Genomic DNA, 18461 nt, shown 5'->3' with positions numbered 1-18461 from the left:
ATATCGCTGATGTGTGCGGTTGATCACAACAAAAACGCGGGTCGATCGCTACATTACTTTCAAAACGAAGGTTATATACGAAAACAAACTTACAATATAAAAGTAAAGGAGTAAGAATGTTCATTATCTCCAGTAAAAATATGCTGTTGAAAGCTCAACGCCTCGGCTATGCCGTTCCTGCCTTTAATATCCACAACCTGGAAACGATGCAGGTGGTGGTAGAGACGGCTGCCGAGCTGCGTTCTCCCCTGATTCTTGCCGGCACCCCGGGAACTTACTGCTATGCAGGAACCGGTAACGTAGTAGCGATCGCTCGCGATCTGGCTAAGATCTGGGATCTTCCTTTAGCAGTCCACCTCGATCACCATGAAGATCTGGCCGATATCACGCGCAAAGTACAGGCCGGTATCCGCTCGGTCATGATCGACGGATCGCATTCGCCTTTTGAAGAAAACGTCGCGTTAGTCAAGAGTGTGGTTGAACTGAGCCACCGCTATGATGCCAGCGTCGAAGCCGAGCTTGGCCGCCTGGGCGGTGTGGAAGATGATTTGGTGGTTGATGCAAAAGATGCGCTGTATACCAACCCGGAACAGGCGCGCGAATTTGTCGCCCGCACCGGCATCGACTCCCTGGCGGTGGCTATCGGTACAGCGCACGGCTTGTACGCTGCGGAACCTAAACTCGATTTTGACCGCCTTGCCGCCATTCGCGATCGCGTTGACGTTCCTCTGGTTCTTCATGGCGCGTCAGGCCTGCCCGATAGCGACATCCGTCGGGCAATTTCGCTGGGCGTGTGCAAGGTCAACGTCGCCACCGAACTGAAAATCGCTTTCTCCGATGCCCTGAAGCACTATTTCGAGGAAAATCCGGACGCTAACGATCCGCGTCATTACATGAAACCGGCCAAAGCGGCGATGAAGGATGTCGTACGCAAAGTCATTCACGTTTGCGGCTGTGAAGGACAACTGTAATTTTCGGATCGAAGGAGCAATGTCGTGATCCATACCCTGACACTCAATACGGCAATCGATATGAATATCTTTTGCGATCCGCTGAAGCCGTCGGCAGTGAACCGAACCCGACACACGGAATATTGCCCAAATGGTAAAGGAGTGAACGTATCGCTGATATTAAATCATTATCAGCAGCCCACTCACATTATAGGTATTTTCGGTGGTTTCACTGGCCGTTATATTGTGGAAGAGTTACGTCAGAAAAAAATTAAAGTGACGCCGGCATGGGTCTCTGAGCCAACCAGAATTAATATTTTTATTAATGACGGCGCTGAGGAATATAAGCTCGTTAATCCTGGAGCAAAAATTGATGATGAGTGTAAACAGCAGGTTATGCATCATCTGCAATGCGTCGCCTCTGGTGATTATTTAGCGATCAGCGGCAGCCTGCCCCCGGGGATTGAAAGCCGATTGTATGCTGAAATTATTGAATTATGCCAGCAGAAAGGCTGTGAAGTTATCCTCGATATCAGCCATCCGGTCCTGCGCCAGCTGCTTGAATTACGGCCTTTGTTGATCAAACCCAACGATGACGAGCTGCGGGAAATCTTTGGTCTCGACGTCAGCAACCACCAGCAGGTACGCGAGGCAATGCGAACCCTGCATCAGCTGGGCGCTCGCAACGTGCTGCTGACGATGGGGGCGGAAGGACTCTACTTTTCTGATGGCGAAGGCGTGTGGTTTTGCTCCGCACCGAAAATTGCGCTGGTCAGCTCCGCCTGCGCCGGTGATGCCGCCCTGGGCGCTTTTCTTAGTAAATGGCTTAATAAAGAAGATGTTGCTCACGCCCTGGCACTAGCCAGTGCGACCGGCGCCGACGTCGCCGGCTCCGCCGGATTAGGAAAATTACAACGCACAGAAGAATTATTACAGCAAATTCAGGTCGTCCAATTATAAAGGTCCGATTATGAAAAAAATCATTGCAGTTACCGGTTGCCCTACGGGTATTGCGCATACTTTTATGGCTGAAGAGGCCTTAAAAACCGCAGCAAAGAAATTAAATATTGAAATTAAAGTCGAAACCAACGGCGCTTCAGGTGTTGAAAATGCGATTACGCCCGCGGATTTAAAAGATATTTATGGTGTTATTATTGCCGCTGATAAAGACGTTAACGCCGAGCGATTTAATGGTCTGCCGGTCATTGAAGTTCCGGTTAAAGAAGCCATTCACCATCCGGCCGACTTAATTAATAAAGTTATCAGCGGCCAGGCGGCGCGTCGTCAGGGTATTTCTGCCTCCGACGATTCAACGGAGAAATACGAGCGGGAGTCTTTCGGGCGCCAGGTATATAAGCACCTGATGAGCGGCGTCTCTAACATGCTGCCGTTTGTTGTCGCCGGAGGGATTTTGATTGCCATCTCCTTCCTGTGGGGCATCTACTCCGCCGATCCAAACTCGCCGCAATATAACGTTATCGCCGCCACGCTAATGAAAGTGGGTCAACAGGCCTTCTCAATCATGGTGCCGATTTTCACCGCTTATATTGCCTGGTCTATTTCCGGGCGTCCCGGTATGGTCGCGGGCTTTGTCGGTGGGCTATTAGCCAACGCAACCGGCGCAGGCTTTCTCGGCGGGATTATCGCCGGTTTCGCCGCCGGTTATTTTATGCTGCTGATCCGCAATATGCTCAACGGCCTGCCGCGCCAGTATGAAGGGCTGAAATCGATCTTCATTATGCCGCTCGTTGGCGTACTGGTGATTGGCGTGATGATGGTGCTGCTGGGTCAACCCGTCGCCGCTATCAACAACGCGATGATGAACTGGCTGAGCTCATTGCAGGAAGCAAACCCAATTCTGCTGGGTATTGTGGTAGGCGCGATGTGCTCCTTCGACTTTGGCGGCCCGGTGAATAAAGCCGCCTACGTCACCGGTACGCTGCTGCTTGGCCAGGGTAACTACTTCTTTATGGCCGGGGTTTCCGCCGCCTGCATCACGCCGCCGCTGGTTATCGCGCTGGCGACTACCTTCTTCCCGAAAGGCTTCAGTGAAGAAGAGCGCGCCGCCGGAATGGTTAACTATATCCTCGGCTGTACCCATATTACTGAAGGCGCTATTCCGTTCGCCGCGAAAGATCCTTTACGCGTCATCCCTATGATGATGATCGCCTCTTCCATCTCTGCGGTTCTCAGCTATAGCCTGCAAATCCAGGTTCCTGCTCCGCACGGCGGCTTCCTGATCCTGCCGCTGGTAAGCAAACCGCTGATGTGGGTACTGTGTATTCTCGCCGGTTCCGCCTGCGGCGCGGTCATGCTGGGATGCTGGAGGCTATGGCAAAAACGGAACCAGGAAGCGACAACGCTTGCCGGTGCCATTAAATAAGGAGCTATTTATGCAACTGAGTTGCGCAGATATCCATTTCGATCGCGAGATTAAAACGAAAGATGAAGCGCTGCAACGCGTCGTTGGCAGATTAACCGAAGCCGGGCATACCACGGCCGCTTATCTGAACGGTATGCACGATCGCGAAGGACAAATCAGCACGTACCTTGGCAACGGTATCGCCATTCCTCACGGCACGCCGCAGAGTCGCGATGCGGTACTGAAAACCGGAGTGAAAGTGCTGGCCTGCCCGCAGGGGGTAGATTGGGGAGAGCAACAAACGGCTTATCTGATTGTGGGTATCGCCGCACAGGATAGCGAACACCTCGATATTCTACGCCAGCTTACCCATGCCATGAGCGACGAGCGCGTGCCTGAAGCGCTCTCGCGCGCCGAGAGTCCGCAGGCGGTGCTGGAGATTCTGGCCGGAAATATCTTTCCTGCCGAAGGGGAAGATATGGAACCGCCTCCGGTGTTCGATGAAGAGGCGACGTTTACCCTACGCAATCCCCACGGACTGCACGCGCGGCCAAGCGCGGTCCTGGTGAAAGCGGTGAAGCAGTGGCGATCGCAAATTCGGGTGGAAAATCTCGACACCCGTTCCGCTATTGTTGACGCTAAAAATCTGATGCGGGTCGTTTCTCTCGGCGCAAAGCAGGGGCATCGGCTGCATTTTATGGCCAGCGGGGAAGATGCCCATCAGGCGCTGGAGGCTATCGGTACGGCCTTTAATGCCGGATTAGGCGAAATTGCCGCACAGCCGCAGCGGGTCGTTCAGCCAGCAGAAAAGCCTAAACGGAGCTGGCTTTCACGAATATTTAGTTAAATTTCAATAAATTAAAAACGCTCTGCCGTTATCGCCAGAGCGTTTTTTTATCTTTAATTTTCGAAACATTACGTTTTATCTTTCTTTTTTTCGAGATTGATCACAAATCAAAACAAAGGAGTTTGCGAGCAAAACAAAACATAACGAATATATTCGAAAGAAAACGGAGGATTGAAATGAAAGATATTATTTCCCGCCACAAAGCTGGCGAACACATCGGCATCTGCTCAGTTTGTTCCGCGCATCCGCTGGTTATCGAAGCCGCGCTACGTTTCGATCTGCATACCAACAACAAGGTTCTTATCGAAGCAACCTCTAATCAGGTTAACCAGTTTGGCGGCTACACCGGAATGCAGCCTGCGGACTTTCGTGATTTCGTGAATAAAATTGCCCGCGAAGTCGGTTTCCCGTCAGAGCGTATTATTCTCGGCGGCGACCATCTCGGGCCGAACTGCTGGCAGGGCGAACCCGCCGCCGAAGCGATGGAGAAATCGGTCGATCTGATTAAAGCCTACGTCGCCGCGGGCTTCAACAAAATCCATCTCGATGCCTCCATGTCCTGCGCTGACGATCCGGTACCGCTGGACCCGGCCATCGTCGCCGAACGTGCCGCTCGCCTGTGCCAGGCCGCGGAAGAGACGGCAACCGACGAACAGAAACGCCATCTGACCTATGTCATCGGCACCGAGGTTCCGGTTCCCGGCGGCGAAGCCAGCACCATCGGCAGCGTCCACGTGACCCGCGCCCAGGATGCGGCGGCAACGCTGGAAACCCATGAAGCCGCCTTCCACAAACTGGGTCTTAACGCAGCGCTGGAGCGCGTCATTGCTATCGTGGTGCAGCCCGGCGTTGAGTTCGACCATACGCAAATTATTCATTACCAGCCGGAGGCCGCCAAAGCGCTCTCCGCGTGGATCGAAGGCACGCCGATGGTCTACGAAGCGCACTCAACTGATTACCAGTCTCGTCAGGCCTACCGGGCACTGGTGCGCGACCATTACGCCATCCTGAAAGTGGGCCCGGCGCTGACCTTCGCGCTGCGTGAAGCCATTTTTGCCCTCGCGCAAATGGAAAATGAGCTGGTCGCTCCGGAGTCCCGCAGCCGCGTAATGGAAGTGATTGATGAAGTGATGCTTAACGAGCCGGGCTACTGGAAAAAGTACTACCGCCCGACCTGGAGCCAGGCAATGGTGGATATTCACTTCAGCCTGTCCGACCGCATTCGCTACTACTGGCCGCATCCACGTATTCGCCAGAGCGTGGAAAAGTTAATTGCAAACCTGACCGAAACTAAGCTACCGCTGGGCCTTATCAGCCAGTATATGCCCGTGCAGTTTGAACGACTGTCGTTAAACGAACTTGCCGCCGTGCCGCACGACCTCATCCTCGACAAGATTCAGGATGTGCTGCGAGCTTACCGTTACGGCTGTTCATCTGAAATCGCCTGAGTAAAGAGGATTTATGAGTCAATTGTTTGTTCGTACCGGCATTCATTTTAGCTCCAGCCAGCAGGCGTTGGAGCATATTGGCGAAGAGATGCTGGCGCGCGGCGTCGTGCACGATAGCTACCCACTGGCGCTGCTCGAACGAGAAGCAACTTTCCCAACCGGCATTGCGCTGGAGCAGCACGCGGTCGCTATTCCCCACTGCGAGGCAGTACATGCAAAGTCTCCGGCTATCTATCTGATTCGCCCGGACAATCCGGTCCCTTTTCAACGCGCTGACGACGACGGAGAAATCGACGTTTCGTTAATCATCGCGCTGATTGTAGAAAATCCGACCGCACAGCTGCAGCTGCTGCGCCGGTTATTTAGTGAGCTACAGAATCCGACCACGCTTGAAGCATTATTGGCTGCCTCGCAAGAGCAGCTGCCCGAGCTGTTTCGGCACTCTATCCTTGAGTCAGAACCCAGCGTTCAGGCTTTATAACAGACTGATAATAAAAGGGGTACCCTATGAAACGTAAAGTAATTGTCGCCTGTGGAGGCGCTGTCGCCACCTCGACCATGGCCGCAGAAGAGATCAAAGATCTGTGCACGGACCATAGCATTGAACTGGACCTGGTGCAGTGTCGGGTGAATGAAATCGAAACCTATATGGACGGCGCGCACCTCATCTGTACCACCGCCCGGGTCGACAGAACCTTTGGCGATATTCCAGTGGTTCACGGTATGCCTTTCATATCCGGCGTAGGTATTGAAGAGCTGCAGCAAAAAATCCTGAACATCCTGACGGAGTAACGCTCATGTTTAGCGAAATCATGCGTTATATCCTCGATCTTGGTCCAACGGTGATGCTGCCGATCGTGATCATCATCTTCTCCAAAATACTGGGGATGAAGCTCGGGGACTGTTTTAAATCAGGCCTTCATATCGGGATTGGTTTCGTCGGTATCGGCCTGGTCATCGGACTGATGCTCGACTCTATCGGCCCGGCGGCGAAAGCGATGGCGGAGCATTTCCAGATTAACCTGCACGTGATTGATATTGGTTGGCCAGGGTCGTCGCCGATGACCTGGGCATCGCAAATCGCACTGGTGGCGATTCCTATCGCTATCGCAGTCAACATCTTCATGCTGGTGACCCGGATGACTCGCGTTGTGAACGTCGATATCTGGAACATTTGGCATATGACCTTTACCGGCGCAATGCTGCATATCGCCACCGGCTCTTACTGGATCGGTATTCTCGGCGTGGTGGTACATGCGGCTTTCGTCTACAAGCTCGGCGACTGGTTTGCGAAGGATACCCGCGACTTTTTCGGCCTTGAGGGTATCGCTATTCCGCACGGTAGCTCGGCGTATCTAGGGCCAATAGCCGTGCTGGTCGATACGATTATTGAGAAAATCCCCGGCCTGAACCGCATTCACTTCAGCGCTGACGATATCCAGAAGCGCTTCGGCCCGTTCGGCGAGCCGGTCACCGTTGGTTTCGTGATGGGTCTGGTCATCGGCGCGCTGGCGGGCTACGACCTGAAGGGTATCCTCCAGCTGGCGGTGAAAACCGCCGCCGTAATGCTGCTGATGCCGCGCGTTATCAAACCTATCATGGACGGCCTGAACCCGATTGCCAAACAGGCGCGTAAACGCCTTCAGGCAAAATTCGGCGGCCAGGATTTCCTGATTGGCCTCGATCCTGCGCTGCTGCTTGGCCATACCTCGGTCGTGTCCGCCAGTCTGATCTTTATTCCGCTCAGTATTCTGATCGCGGTCGTGGTGCCAGGCAACCAGGTCCTGCCGTTCGGCGACCTCGCAACCATTGGATTCTTCGTCGCCATGGCGGTTGCAGTGCACCAGGGGAACCTGTTCCGTACGCTAATTTCCGGGATCATCCTGATGGGGATCACGCTATGGATTGCGACGCAAACCATCGGCCTGCATACCCAACTGGCGGCTAACGCTGGCGCTCTGAAGGCGGGAGGCCTTGTGGCCTCCATGGACCAGGGCGGTTCGCCGATTACCTGGCTACTCATTCAGCTCTTCACCTGGCAAAACGTGGTGGGTTTTGCGGTTATCGGTGTCATCTATGTTGCCGGCGTGCTGCTGACGTGGCGCCGGGCTCGCAACTTTGCCGCCGCAGAGAAAGCGGCCACCGCGCAACAAAGCCCAAGCATTTCTTAACCTCAAGGGGGAGCATCCGCTCCCCCGGACATTTCTGGAGAATTATATGCAATCAGTGGTAATCCATGCTGAGGGGACAGTGCGTGTTGAAGAACGCCCGATACCGACTCTGCAAACGGAAAACGATGTCCTGGTCAAAGTCGTCAGCTCCGGATTGTGCGGTTCTGATATTCCGCGCATCTTCGCCAAAGGCGCACACTACTACCCCATCACCCTGGGTCATGAGTTCAGCGGTTACGTTGAATCTTACGGCTCCGCGGTGACCGATCTGCAGCCTGGCGACGCAGTGGCCTGCGTGCCTCTGCTTCCCTGCTTTAACTGCCCGCAGTGCCAGCGTGAATATTTCTCTCTTTGCAAGCAGTACCAGTTTGTCGGTTCGCGTAGCGAAGGCGGCAATGCGGAGTATGTGGTGGTTAAGCGCGCCAACCTGTTCCGTCTGCCGGATCGGATGCCGATTGATGACGGCGCGTTTATTGAACCGATAACCGTCGGCCTGCACGCCTTCCATCTGGCTCAGGGCTGCGAAGGAAAAAACGTCATTATTATTGGCGCAGGCACGATTGGTCTGCTGGCGCTGCAGTGCGCCCGCGAACTGGGCGCCAAAAGCATTACGGCAATCGATATCAATCCGCAGAGGCTGGCGCTGGCAAAAACGCTCGGCGCAACGTACGTCTTTAACAGCAAAGAGATGAACAGCAAAGAGATTCAAACGGCGCTGGAAGAGATTCAGTTCGACCAATTGGTGCTGGAAACCGCCGGTACGCCGCAAACCGTGGCGCTGGGTATTGAGGTCGCCGGACCGCGAGCGCAGCTGGCGCTGGTGGGCACGCTGCACCACGATTTGACGCTGCTCTCCGCCACCTTTGGCCAGATTCTGCGTAAAGAGTTGACTATCGTCGGCAGTTGGATGAACTACTCAGGTCCGTGGCCGGGAGAAGAGTGGCAAACGGCGGTTCTCCTGCTGACGGAAAAACGCATTCAGCTTGCTCCGCTTATCGCCCATATCGGCAATGCAGAAAGCTTTGCCCGCGAAGTTCAGGCGCTGAACGGCGCGCCGATGCAGGGGAAAATTCTGCTAAAACTTTCCTGATCGACTGAGCCAGCAATCAGAGCTGGCTCACATAACCTTTCGAAAATTATCGTTCAACTTTCATTACCCTTCGATTACACTAAGATCAGTTAATTATCAGGCAAATTAATATGAACTCATTTGAGCGAAGGAACAAAATCGTCGAAATGGTTAATGCGCAGGGTAGCGTATTGGTACTGGACCTTTCGAATCTCTTTGGCATCTCCGAAGTGACTATTCGGGCCGATCTCCGTTTGCTGGAGGAAAAGGGGTTACTCACCCGCTTTCATGGCGGCGCCGCAAGGCCTGGCAGTAATTTGACCGAAGGAGATAATCTGGAAGTGGTACTTGAAGACCGTTATCAGCTGGCCAGCGATCCGAAAAAGCGGATCGCTCAGGCGGCGGTAGCGATGATTAGCGAAGGCATGACGGTGATCCTGGATAGCGGCAGCACTACTCTGCTGATTGCCGAGGCGCTGGTACGTATGACCAATATTACGGTAATTACCAACAGTCTGCCCGCGGCGTTTACGCTATCAGAAAACAAAGATATCACGCTGGTCGTGTGCGGTGGCACCGTGCGCCATAAAACGCACTCGATGCACGGCACCATCGCTGAACGCTCGCTTCAGGGTATCAGTGCCGATTTGATGTTCGTCGGCGCGGACGGTATCGACACCACCAACGGCATCACGACCTTCAACGAAGGCTACTCCATCAGCGGCGTCATGGCCGCCGCGGCGCATAAGGTGGTAGCAGTGCTGGATGCCAGCAAATTTAATCGTCGCGGGTTCAACCAGGTTCTGCCGATGGAGAAAATAAACTGCGTCATTACCGACAGCGGAATAAACGATGAGTATCGGAAGGCATTAAAAAGTACCCGGATTGAGTTACACATCGTATAGAAAATAAGGCAGATGCGGTGACATCTGCCCTATTGACCATCACGTTTTGTACGCTGATAACCCGCTAAAGAATGCGCCAGGCTCCCCTTTTTTTTGCGCCGGTCCGCTGTAATCTTCCCTTTTGCTGCAGCGTCTTCAGATACCGCTCAACGGTTCTGGCAGAAACATCCATTTCCTGAGCCAGGTCTTTCGCGGTACGCGTGGGTTCTTTGGACAAAAGCTTGAGGATCCGTTCCTCAACGGCAGCCAGCATTTCCACTTTTTCTTCCGACATTTTTTCCGACATTTCTTCCGACAGAGAAGCGGTTTGTCCCATGCCATCTTTCAACGCGATAACCATATTTTCCAGCATAAATTCAATAAACGGCGTGCTGTCACTCTGGCTATCACACATCCCTAAAACCTGGTAATAGCGCTCCTGCTGATAATGCATCAGCGTTTCAACTGGTAGCCAGGCAAGCTCCGCGCGCCACTGGCTAAGAATTAAGGTTTGCCACAGGCGTCCCATTCGGCCATTACCATCGGCAAATGGATGGATAAACTCAAATTCGTAGTGGAAGACAGCTCCAGCGATAAGCGGATGAATGTCAGTGACTTTCAGCCATAGCAGCAACTCGTTTATCAAACGCTCGACCTGAGAGGCGGGGGGAGCCATATGAACCAGTCGGGTATCCCGGTAGATCCCTACATCTCCGTCACGCAGCTGGCCAGGGTTATCAACCAGCCCTATCATCAGCGTCCGGTGGGCGGTCAAAAGATCGGTTAACCGGTGGCTTTTCCATGCAGGCATTTTTTCATATGCCAGAATAGCGTTTCTCACTTCCTGAATATCTTTTGCTGGCGCAAGAACACGTTTACCCTCCACTAGCGCAGTGACCTGATCGGTACTCAGGCTGTTATGCTCTATCGCCAGCGACGCCTGAATCGTACGAATACGATTCTCTTTTCGCAGAAGGGGGGAGGCTCGTCCCGTTTGAGCCGACCAGTGCCCTAACAGCTCACCAATCTCAACAACCAGATTGAGAATGGCAGGAGTAATGCTAAACGGCGGCTGGTAATGACTCATGAGGTTAGTCTCCCTGCTGCTCCAGGGCATACTTATACAGCGCATTTTTCTTCACACCGTGGATTTCCGCGGCCAGCGCGGCGGCTTTTTTCAGCGGCAGCTCGGCCTGCAGCAGGGCCAGCGTACGCAGCGCTACCGCCGGCAGCGCCTCTTCTTGCGCTTTAAAACCTTCTACGATCAGCACCATCTCGCCTTTACGGCGATTTTCGTCCTCTTTCACCCACGCCAGCAGCTCGCCGATCGGCGCCCCGTGAATCGATTCCCAGGCTTTGGTCAGCTCGCGCGCCAGCACCACGTAGCGGGACTCGCCCAGCACGGTACAAATATCTTCCAGGCTTTCCAGCAGGCGGTGGGTGGATTCATAAAAAATAATCGTCCGCGGCTCTTCTTCCAGCGCCTTCAGCGTATCGCGACGGCCTTTGGATTTGGCGGGTAAAAAGCCTTCATAGCAAAAACGATCCGAAGGCAGGCCGGCTGCGCTCAGCGCCGCAATCGCCGCACAGGGTCCGGGCAGCGGCACCACGCGGATATTGGCCTCGCGGCAGGTGCGCACCAGATGATAGCCGGGGTCGTTAATCAGCGGCGTTCCGGCGTCGGAAACCAGCGCGATGTTTTGCCCCGCTTTAAGCTTCGCGACCAGCGTTTCCGCCTTTTGCTGCTCGTTGTGGTCGTGAAGCGCGAATAAACGGGCATTGATCGCAAAATGCTGCAGCAGCAAACCGGTATGGCGGGTATCTTCCGCCGCAACTAAATCAACGGCTTGCAGCACTTCCAGCGCGCGCTGCGTGATATCAGACAGATTCCCTATCGGAGTGGGCACAATAAAGAGCTGTCCCTGAGAATTATCTGCTGATTCGTGTTGTTTCATTGTCTCGTCCGTATTGCCGAATTAATATTGAGCATTGAGCCAAAAAAATATCACTGGACACATATGGTACCGTCAACATTTCTTCGTTCTAAACCCGTGCGTTGTCTGCCCGTACTGCTGGCCGCTCTGATCTTTGCCGGCTGCGGTACCCATACCCCGGACCAAAGCACGGTGTATTTGCAGGGTACGGCCCAGGCAGACTCCAGTTACTATCTGCAACAGATGCAGCAAAGCGCGAATGATAGCAAGACCAACTGGCAATTACTCGCCATTCGTGCACTGCTGAAGGAAGGTAAGAAACCGCAGGCGGTCGATCTGTTCAATCAGCTGCCGTCTAACCTCAACGCCGCGCAAAGTCGCGAAAGGTCGCTGCTGGCGGTTGAAGTGAAGCTGGCGCAGAACGATTTCCAGGGCGCGCAGACGCTGCTCAGCAAGCTCGACCCGGCAGGCCTTGAGCAGAATCAGCAGCCCCGCTACTGGCAGGCGCAAATTGACGCCAGCCAGGGTCAACCCTCGCTGAACCTGCTGCGGGCCCTGATTGCCCAGCAGCCGCTGTTAAGCCTGCCTGCGCAAAAGCAGAAAAACATCGACGCGACCTGGAAAGCGCTCACCGCCATGACCAAAGATCAGGCCAACGCGCTGGTCATTAACGCCGACGAGAACGTCCTGCAGGGCTGGCTGGATCTGCAGCGCATGTGGTTTGATAACCGCAACGACCCGACGATGCTCAAGGCGGGGGTGAAAGACTGGCAGACCCGCTACCCGCAAAACCCGGGGGCGAAAATGCTGCCGACGCAGTTAGTGAATATGCAGAACTACCAGGCCGCATCGACCAATAAAATCGCCCTGCTGCTGCCGTTAAACGGCCAGGCGGCGATTTTTGGCCGCACCATCCAGCAGGGCTTTGAAGCGGCGAAGAACGGCGCGCCTGCCGTTGCAGGAAGCGCGGTGCCCGCCCAGGTCGCCCAGGCGGCGAATGTTGCCGAAAGCGCGGTGGTCAGCCCATCGCAGGCGGAGGTCACCGATCTGACGACGACCAATAACGTCCAGACCCCGGTACAGGCGCCAGCGGCCGACCAGGCGCAACCCGCGGCGCCGGTCACCGCGCCGGCGGCAGTACAAGCCCCGACGCCGGAGGCCACCAGCCAGCCGGCGGAAGCGCCGCAGGCTCAGGCGGTCGCCGCAACGCCAGCCAACCCTTCGGCAGAACTGAAAATCTACGACACGACCACTCAGCCAATGAGCCAGCTGCTGGCCCAGGTGCAGCAGGACGGCGCAACCATCGTCGTCGGCCCGCTACTGAAAGATAACGTCGAACAAGTCATCAAGAGCAATACCTCGCTGAACGTGCTGGCGCTCAACCAGCCGGAGAAAATCGAAAGCCGGGCCAATATCTGCTATTTCGCCCTCTCTCCGGAAGACGAAGCTCGCGACGCGGCGCACCACATACACGATCAGGGCAAACAGACTCCGCTGCTGCTGGTGCCGCGCGGCGCCCTTGGCGATCGAGTAGTTACCGCCTTCGCCAACGAGTGGCTGAAGCTGGGTGGCGGTACGGTGCTGCAACAGCGCCTGGGCTCCACCGCCGAGCTGCGCGGCAGCGTTAACAGCGGTATCTCTTTAAGCGGTACGCCGGTCTCAACCCTGCCGTCAGGTCAGGACAGCGCCCTGGGCAGCCCGAGCGATGTGCCGGTCAGCAGCACCGGCGGCGTCGACGCCGCGTATATCCTGGCCACGCCAGAACAAATTGCCTACATCAAGCCGATGATCGCCCTGCGTAACGGTAGCCAGAGCGGTGTGACGTTGTACGCCAGCTCCCGCAGCGCCCAGGGGACTTCCGGCCCGGACTTCCGCCTGGAGATGGAAGGCCTGCAATATAGCGAGATCCCGATGCTGGCGGGAAGTAACCCTGCCCTGCAGCAGCAGGCGCTGGCGGCCGTTCGTAACGATTACTCGCTGGCGCGTCTGTACGCCATGGGCGCCGACGCCTGGTCACTGGCCAACCATTTCTCGCAGATGCGCCAGGTTCCCGGCTTTGAGCTGAACGGCAATACCGGCGATCTTACGGCCACGCAGGATTGCGTGATCAACAGGAAACTGTCATGGCTCAAATACCAGGGTGGGCAAATCGTCGCGGCCAACTAAGTAAACAGACCGGCGACGCCTGGGAAATCCAGGCGCGCCGCTGGCTGGAGAGCCAGGGTCTGCATTTTATCGCCGCCAACGTCCGCGAGCGCGGCGGCGAGATTGACCTCATTATGTGCGACGGCAGCGTTACCGTGTTTGTCGAAGTGCGCTATCGTCGCAGCTCAAACTACGGCGATGCCGCCTCCAGCGTCACGCCGCAAAAGCAACAACGACTGCTCAAAGCCGCGCGTCTGTGGCTCTGCCGACAGAATGGGAGCTTTGAGACTGTGGATTGCCGTTTCGATGTGGTAGCCTTCACCGGAAACGACATCCAGTGGCTAAAAAACGCCTTTGGCGAATAGCGTAAATGAATTAAGGGATCCCGTGCTCGACAGAATCAAAGCCTGCTTCACCGAAAGCATTCAAACCCAAATTGCAGCAGCGGAAGCACTCCCGGACGCCATCTCCCGTGCGGCGATGACGCTCGTTCAGTCGCTGCTGAACGGCAACAAAATCCTCTGTTGTGGTAATGGCACTTCCGCCGCCAACGCACAGCATTTTGCTGCCAGTATGATTAATCGTTTTGAAACAGAGCGTCCTGGTTTACCCGCCATTGCACTAAATACCGATAATGTGGTCTTAACCGCAATTGCCAACGATCGCCTGCATGACGAAATCTATGCTAAGCAGGTGCGTGCGTTGGGACACGCCGGCGACGTGCTGCTGGCGATTTCTACGCGCGGCAACAGCCGGGACATCGTGAAAGCCGTGGAAGCGGCGGTCACCCGCGATATGACTATCGTGGCGTTAACCGGTTATGACGGCGGTGAACTGGCTGGCCTGTTAGGGCAGCAGGACGTCGAAATCCGCATTCCCTCACATCGCAGCGCGCGAATTCAGGAAATGCACATGCTCACCGTCAACTGTCTGTGCGATTTGATCGATAACACGCTTTTTCCACACCAGGACGATTAAGGAGAACACATGAAGGCTCTCTCGCCCCTCGCCATTCTGCTGTCTGCGCTACTGCTTCAGGGATGCGTTGCTGCCGCGGTAGTCGGAACGGCAGCAGTCGGCACTAAAGCCGCGACGGACCCGCGTACGGTAGGTACTCAGGTGGACGACAGCACGCTGGAGCTGCGCGTCAACAGCGCGCTGTCGAAAGATGAACAAATCAAGAAACAGGCCCGTATCAACGTGACCGCCTACCAGGGTAAAGTCCTGCTGACCGGGCAGTCTCCAACCTCCGATCTCTCCGCGCGCGCGAAGCAAATCGCTATGGGCGTAGAAGGGACAACGGAAGTGTTTAACGAAGTGCGTCAGGGCCAGCCGATCGGCTTAGGCACCGCGTCTTCGGATACCTGGATCACCACCAAAGTCCGCTCTCAGCTGCTGGGTACCGACCAGGTGAAATCCTCCAACGTGAAGGTGACAACCGAAAACGGCGAAGTGTTCCTGATGGGTCTGGTCACCGACCGTGAAGGACGAGCGGCGGCGGATATCGCCAGCCGGGTGAGCGGCGTGTCTCGCGTGACCACCGCCTTTACCTATATCAAGTAAGCGTTCTGCCTCCCGGCTTGCGCTACGCTGAGCCGGGCGACAAAGCCACGCGGTCTGCATTTGTAGATCCCGCAACTCTTTTAGCTGACGCCGCCCTCTGCCCCTTTATCCCGGAGGCGGCACTGCTCGCCTGTCCGGGCTACCGGCCCACAGCCGACGGCGAACCCGTAGTCCCGTAGTCCCGTAGTCCCGTAGCCTGGGTAAGGCGTTTACGCCGCAACCCGGGAAAATATCAGATTAAAGCCAACCCGCCTGCTACCGCGCCGCACAGCGCCACCAGTCCGCCGGTCAGCCACAGCGCCTTCGCCGGGAACGCTTTACGCAGCATAATCAGCGACGGTACGCTAACAGCAGGCAGCGTAATCAGCAGCGCCAGCGCGGGCGCCACGCCCATTCCAGCCAGCATCATGGTCTGCACAATCGGGATCTCCGCCGCCGTCGGTATGACAAACAGGCAGCCGGCAATCGCCATGGCAATCACCCAGAACAACGTATTATCCACCACGCCATCGGCGTGAGGGAATAGCCACACCCGCGCGGCGCCCAGCACCAGAACCGCCAGAATATAAACCGGGATGGTATTCCAGAACAGCGTCCACAGCGCGCGTAGCCAGCGGCTGAAGAAGCCGCCCTGCGCGGTTTCCGCCGGCAATTCAGGCACATCTGCGGGCTGCGTCGCCGCTTCTTTCACCCATTTCTGCACCAGCGTGGCGACCACCAGTACGGTCGCCAGTCCGGCCAGCAGGCGAATCAGCGCGAACTGCCAGCCCAGCACAAAGCCCATGAATACCAGCGTCGCCGGGTTGAGCAGCGGATTGCCCAGCCAGAATGCCAGCGCGCCGCCCATGGAGACCTGCTGTTTACGCATGCCCGCCGCCACCGGCGCGGCGCAGCAGGTACACATCATCCCCGGCAGAGAGAACGCGGCCCCCAGCAGCGTGCCGCGAAAGCGCGACTGCCCCAACGTGCGCAGCAGCCAGTCACGCGGGATCAGCACCTGAATAAGCGATCCCAGCAGCACGCCTAATACCGCCGCTTTCCATACCGCCAGGAAATAGACCAGCGCGTAATCCCAGGCCGCGGCTAAAGGGTTCGCGTCAGCGTTAGCGAGGATAGATTTACCGATACTGTGCGTCTCGGCGGCGGTAAAAGCTTTGCCGTAGTAGGGCTGCCATTTGACGAACCACAGGCCGACGATAACGACGAGAAAAAAGAGCGCGGGCTTCCACCATTGAAACGGTGCTGCCGCCTGAGATGAAGACTGACCAGCCATAGCATTCCCCAAGGAGTATCATGTTAAATTGAGGCCATGAATACTACGCTTTCAGGGAAATTTTGGAAATTATTAATCCCCTGACCGCGCCGCTCTCTCACGAAGCTGCGATGACGAGAGAATCTGTACGCCTTCATGTGTTGGCGATAGCGACTCCGCGAGCAGTGCGCTCGCTACGTCCCGCGCGTCTATCGATTTCAGGTTCCCCGGCAGGAGACGGAAGAGCGGCGCAAACAGGGTCTCACTGGTCCGCTGCTTTTCCCGTTCGCCTATCAGCATGGACGGGCGAGCAATGGTCAACCGCGGCCACTGCTGCGCAATCAGCGCCTCTTCCATCTCGCCTTTTACCCGATTGTAGAAAAAGGGCGAATGAGCGTTCGCCCCCATCGCGCTGACCACCAGCATATGCTGCGCGCCCAGCCTTTTCCCCACCAGCGCGGTATCAATGACCAGCGTATAATCGGCATGCACAAACGCCTCTTTGCTCCCCGCCTCCCGGCGGGTAGTTCCCAGGCAGCAGAAAACGATATCGATCGGATCGACCACCTGCGCCAGGGCATCCGTAAGCTGCGGATCGTGCGGGTTAAATACGCCGGCGATATCGGCCAGCGGCCGACGCGTGGGCGCGGCAATGGATTTAATCGCCGGCGCGTTAAGCAGCATTCGTAGTAAGTGACCGCCAACTAACCCGGTCGCCCCCGTTAACAGTACCTGACTCATCGAAACTCCTTTGCAGACTTTTCTGCCTTGCGATCCCCGGCTCATGTTCCAGGCTTAATACTCTACGAGGTAATTATCCATCATCATCAGGGAAATGCCTCATTCCACACCGAAACACTGGAGGAAGAATGAGTAAGAAGATAGCCGTATTAATTACCGACGACTTTGAAGATTCAGAATTTACCTCACCGGCTGACGCCTACCGTCTTGCCGGCCACGAGGTGGTCACGATTGAAAAACAGGCGGGGAAGAAGGTAAAAGGGAAAAAAGGGGAAGCCGAAGTCGTTATCGATAAAGCCATTGATGACGTCAGCCCTGCGGACTTTGACGCCTTACTGCTGCCGGGCGGATATTCACCGGACTCGCTGCGCGGCGACGAACGCTTTGTCACCTTCACCCGCGATTTTGTCAACAGCGGCAAACCGGTCTTCGCCATCTGCCACGGTCCGCAGCTGTTGATTAGCGCCGATGTGATTCGCGGGCGTAAGCTGACGGCCGTGAAACCTATCATTATCGACGTGAAAAACGCCGGCGGCGAATTCTATGACCAGGAAGTGGTTATCGACAACGAGCAGCTGGTGACCAGCCGAACCCCGGACGACCTGCCGGCGTTTAATCGTGAAGCCTTACGCCTGCTCGGCGCCTGACTCACGCAGCCAGTGCAGCTTTTTACCAAAGCCCAGCGTGTTATCGGTGAACTTGATCTCATCGGGTCGAATCTCCCAGACGGGCGCCGATAGCATGCGGGCCACCGGAAAACGGCTAACGTAGCGCTTACGCATCGCCGCCTCTTCTTCCCCGGCCAGGCGGCGAATTTTGCCTTTAAACTGCACGCCGCGGATCAGCGCGACGGTTTTCGGCTGCCCGTTGACCGTCCCGGCTACGTTGGCGCCTTCCCCGGTCATTTGGCCGTGGCGCGTTTTTTCATCGCTGAGCAGATAAAATGCGACCTGCTGCGGGTCATAGACGTAAAAGGCGTTGGCGCACCATAGCTCGTCATCGCGGGCGACGCACCAGGTGACGACGTGCTGTTTGCCCAGCCAGCGGCTGATAGCAGCGAGCGTATCCATCTTTACTCTCCAGTATGTTATGGTG

General features: G+C 56.0%; 20 protein-coding genes. 15 read left to right on the top strand and 5 right to left on the bottom strand.

Translation table 11 applies throughout. From position 1 onward, the window contains the following. Positions 1 to 116 precede the first annotated feature (116 nt). The 10 genes from GUC22_RS03035 (at position 117) to GUC22_RS02990 (ending at position 9752) form a co-directional block, all read left to right on the top strand. The gene (locus GUC22_RS03035) at positions 117 to 971 is read left to right on the top strand and encodes a tagatose bisphosphate family class II aldolase (RefSeq protein WP_160183342.1); all 855 of its coding nucleotides are present in this window, start codon (positions 117 to 119) and stop codon (positions 969 to 971) included. 24 nt (positions 972 to 995) lie between these two features. Continuing rightward, positions 996 to 1910, top strand: a complete 915-nt coding sequence (pfkB, locus tag GUC22_RS03030; RefSeq protein WP_024358726.1) for a 1-phosphofructokinase — start codon at positions 996 to 998, stop codon at positions 1908 to 1910. Between the two features lie 10 nt (positions 1911 to 1920). Then, positions 1921 to 3333 carry a PTS fructose transporter subunit IIC gene (locus GUC22_RS03025; RefSeq protein WP_024358727.1) on the top strand — a complete coding sequence of 471 codons (1413 nt, stop codon included), beginning with the start codon at positions 1921 to 1923 and terminating at the stop codon, positions 3331 to 3333. Positions 3334 to 3343: 10 nt separating this feature from the next. Next, the gene (locus tag GUC22_RS03020; RefSeq protein WP_154948414.1) at positions 3344 to 4159 is read left to right on the top strand and encodes an HPr family phosphocarrier protein; all 816 of its coding nucleotides are present in this window, start codon (positions 3344 to 3346) and stop codon (positions 4157 to 4159) included. 176 nt (positions 4160 to 4335) lie between these two features. Continuing rightward, on the top strand, positions 4336 to 5607 hold the full coding sequence (gene gatZ / locus GUC22_RS03015) for a tagatose-bisphosphate aldolase subunit GatZ (RefSeq protein ID WP_098141331.1): 1272 nt from the start codon (positions 4336 to 4338) through the stop codon (positions 5605 to 5607). 13 nt (positions 5608 to 5620) lie between these two features. Then, entirely contained in the window at positions 5621 to 6088 is a 468-nt protein-coding gene (gene gatA, locus GUC22_RS03010) for a PTS galactitol transporter subunit IIA (RefSeq protein WP_004135877.1), read from the top strand. A gap of 26 nt (positions 6089 to 6114) precedes the next feature. After that, positions 6115 to 6399, top strand: a complete 285-nt coding sequence (gene gatB, locus GUC22_RS03005) for a PTS galactitol transporter subunit IIB (RefSeq protein WP_004135876.1) — start codon at positions 6115 to 6117, stop codon at positions 6397 to 6399. Between the two features lie 5 nt (positions 6400 to 6404). Continuing rightward, the gene (locus GUC22_RS03000) at positions 6405 to 7778 is read left to right on the top strand and encodes a galactitol-specific PTS transporter subunit IIC (protein WP_024358729.1); all 1374 of its coding nucleotides are present in this window, start codon (positions 6405 to 6407) and stop codon (positions 7776 to 7778) included. Positions 7779 to 7824: 46 nt separating this feature from the next. Continuing rightward, positions 7825 to 8868 (top strand): galactitol-1-phosphate 5-dehydrogenase, encoded by a 1044-nt coding sequence (gene gatD / locus GUC22_RS02995; RefSeq protein WP_154925507.1) that lies wholly within the window; start codon positions 7825 to 7827, stop codon positions 8866 to 8868. A 110-nt stretch (positions 8869 to 8978) separates the two neighbouring features. Next, positions 8979 to 9752, top strand: a complete 774-nt coding sequence (locus tag GUC22_RS02990; protein WP_004135871.1) for a DeoR/GlpR family DNA-binding transcription regulator — start codon at positions 8979 to 8981, stop codon at positions 9750 to 9752. Between the two features lie 64 nt (positions 9753 to 9816). On the opposite strand, the gene GUC22_RS02985 is transcribed toward GUC22_RS02990, so the two are convergent. Both GUC22_RS02985 and rsmI read right to left on the bottom strand, forming a co-directional pair. Beyond that, the gene (locus GUC22_RS02985) at positions 9817 to 10818 is read right to left on the bottom strand and encodes a Fic family protein (RefSeq protein ID WP_098066891.1); all 1002 of its coding nucleotides are present in this window, start codon (positions 10816 to 10818) and stop codon (positions 9817 to 9819) included. Positions 10819 to 10822: 4 nt separating this feature from the next. Next, entirely contained in the window at positions 10823 to 11686 is an 864-nt protein-coding gene (rsmI, locus tag GUC22_RS02980) for a 16S rRNA (cytidine(1402)-2'-O)-methyltransferase (RefSeq protein WP_160183341.1), read from the bottom strand. Between the two features lie 63 nt (positions 11687 to 11749). Between rsmI and GUC22_RS02975 the strand changes: the two genes are divergently transcribed. From GUC22_RS02975 to dolP, 4 genes are read left to right on the top strand one after another with little or no spacing between them, the layout of a single operon-like run. Further along, positions 11750 to 13831, top strand: a complete 2082-nt coding sequence (locus GUC22_RS02975; protein WP_160183340.1) for a penicillin-binding protein activator — start codon at positions 11750 to 11752, stop codon at positions 13829 to 13831. Further along, positions 13789 to 14175 (top strand): YraN family protein, encoded by a 387-nt coding sequence (locus GUC22_RS02970; protein WP_160183339.1) that lies wholly within the window; start codon positions 13789 to 13791, stop codon positions 14173 to 14175. The genes GUC22_RS02975 and GUC22_RS02970 overlap by 43 nt, the downstream gene beginning before the upstream one ends. A gap of 22 nt (positions 14176 to 14197) precedes the next feature. After that, a complete protein-coding gene (diaA, locus tag GUC22_RS02965) occupies positions 14198 to 14788 on the top strand; it encodes a DnaA initiator-associating protein DiaA (RefSeq protein ID WP_002918211.1) in 591 nt (196 codons plus the stop codon). Between the two features lie 9 nt (positions 14789 to 14797). After that, a complete protein-coding gene (gene dolP, locus GUC22_RS02960; RefSeq protein WP_004125578.1) occupies positions 14798 to 15373 on the top strand; it encodes a division/outer membrane stress-associated lipid-binding lipoprotein in 576 nt (191 codons plus the stop codon). A gap of 232 nt (positions 15374 to 15605) precedes the next feature. On the opposite strand, the gene GUC22_RS02955 is transcribed toward dolP, so the two are convergent. Further along, the gene (locus GUC22_RS02955) at positions 15606 to 16646 is read right to left on the bottom strand and encodes a permease (protein ID WP_098363479.1); all 1041 of its coding nucleotides are present in this window, start codon (positions 16644 to 16646) and stop codon (positions 15606 to 15608) included. A gap of 72 nt (positions 16647 to 16718) precedes the next feature. Further along, positions 16719 to 17366 carry an NAD(P)H-binding protein gene (locus GUC22_RS02950; RefSeq protein WP_024358734.1) on the bottom strand — a complete coding sequence of 216 codons (648 nt, stop codon included), beginning with the start codon at positions 17364 to 17366 and terminating at the stop codon, positions 16719 to 16721. Between the two features lie 128 nt (positions 17367 to 17494). On the opposite strand from GUC22_RS02950, the gene GUC22_RS02945 reads away from it, so the two are divergent. Then, positions 17495 to 18013: a type 1 glutamine amidotransferase domain-containing protein gene (locus GUC22_RS02945; RefSeq protein WP_024358735.1), complete on the top strand. Its 519-nt coding sequence runs from the start codon at positions 17495 to 17497 to the stop codon at positions 18011 to 18013. Here GUC22_RS02945 and GUC22_RS02940 read toward each other — a convergent pair. Next, positions 17993 to 18436, bottom strand: a complete 444-nt coding sequence (locus tag GUC22_RS02940) for a YhbP family protein (RefSeq protein WP_004139879.1) — start codon at positions 18434 to 18436, stop codon at positions 17993 to 17995. The genes GUC22_RS02945 and GUC22_RS02940 overlap by 21 nt on opposite strands. Between the last annotated feature and the right edge of the window lie 25 nt (positions 18437 to 18461).

The sequence above is a fragment of the Klebsiella sp. MPUS7 genome, assembly GCF_009905335.1.
Taxonomy (GTDB): Bacteria; Pseudomonadota; Gammaproteobacteria; order Enterobacterales; family Enterobacteriaceae; genus Klebsiella; species Klebsiella grimontii.
This window is presented reverse-complemented; position numbering and strand designations above follow the sequence as displayed.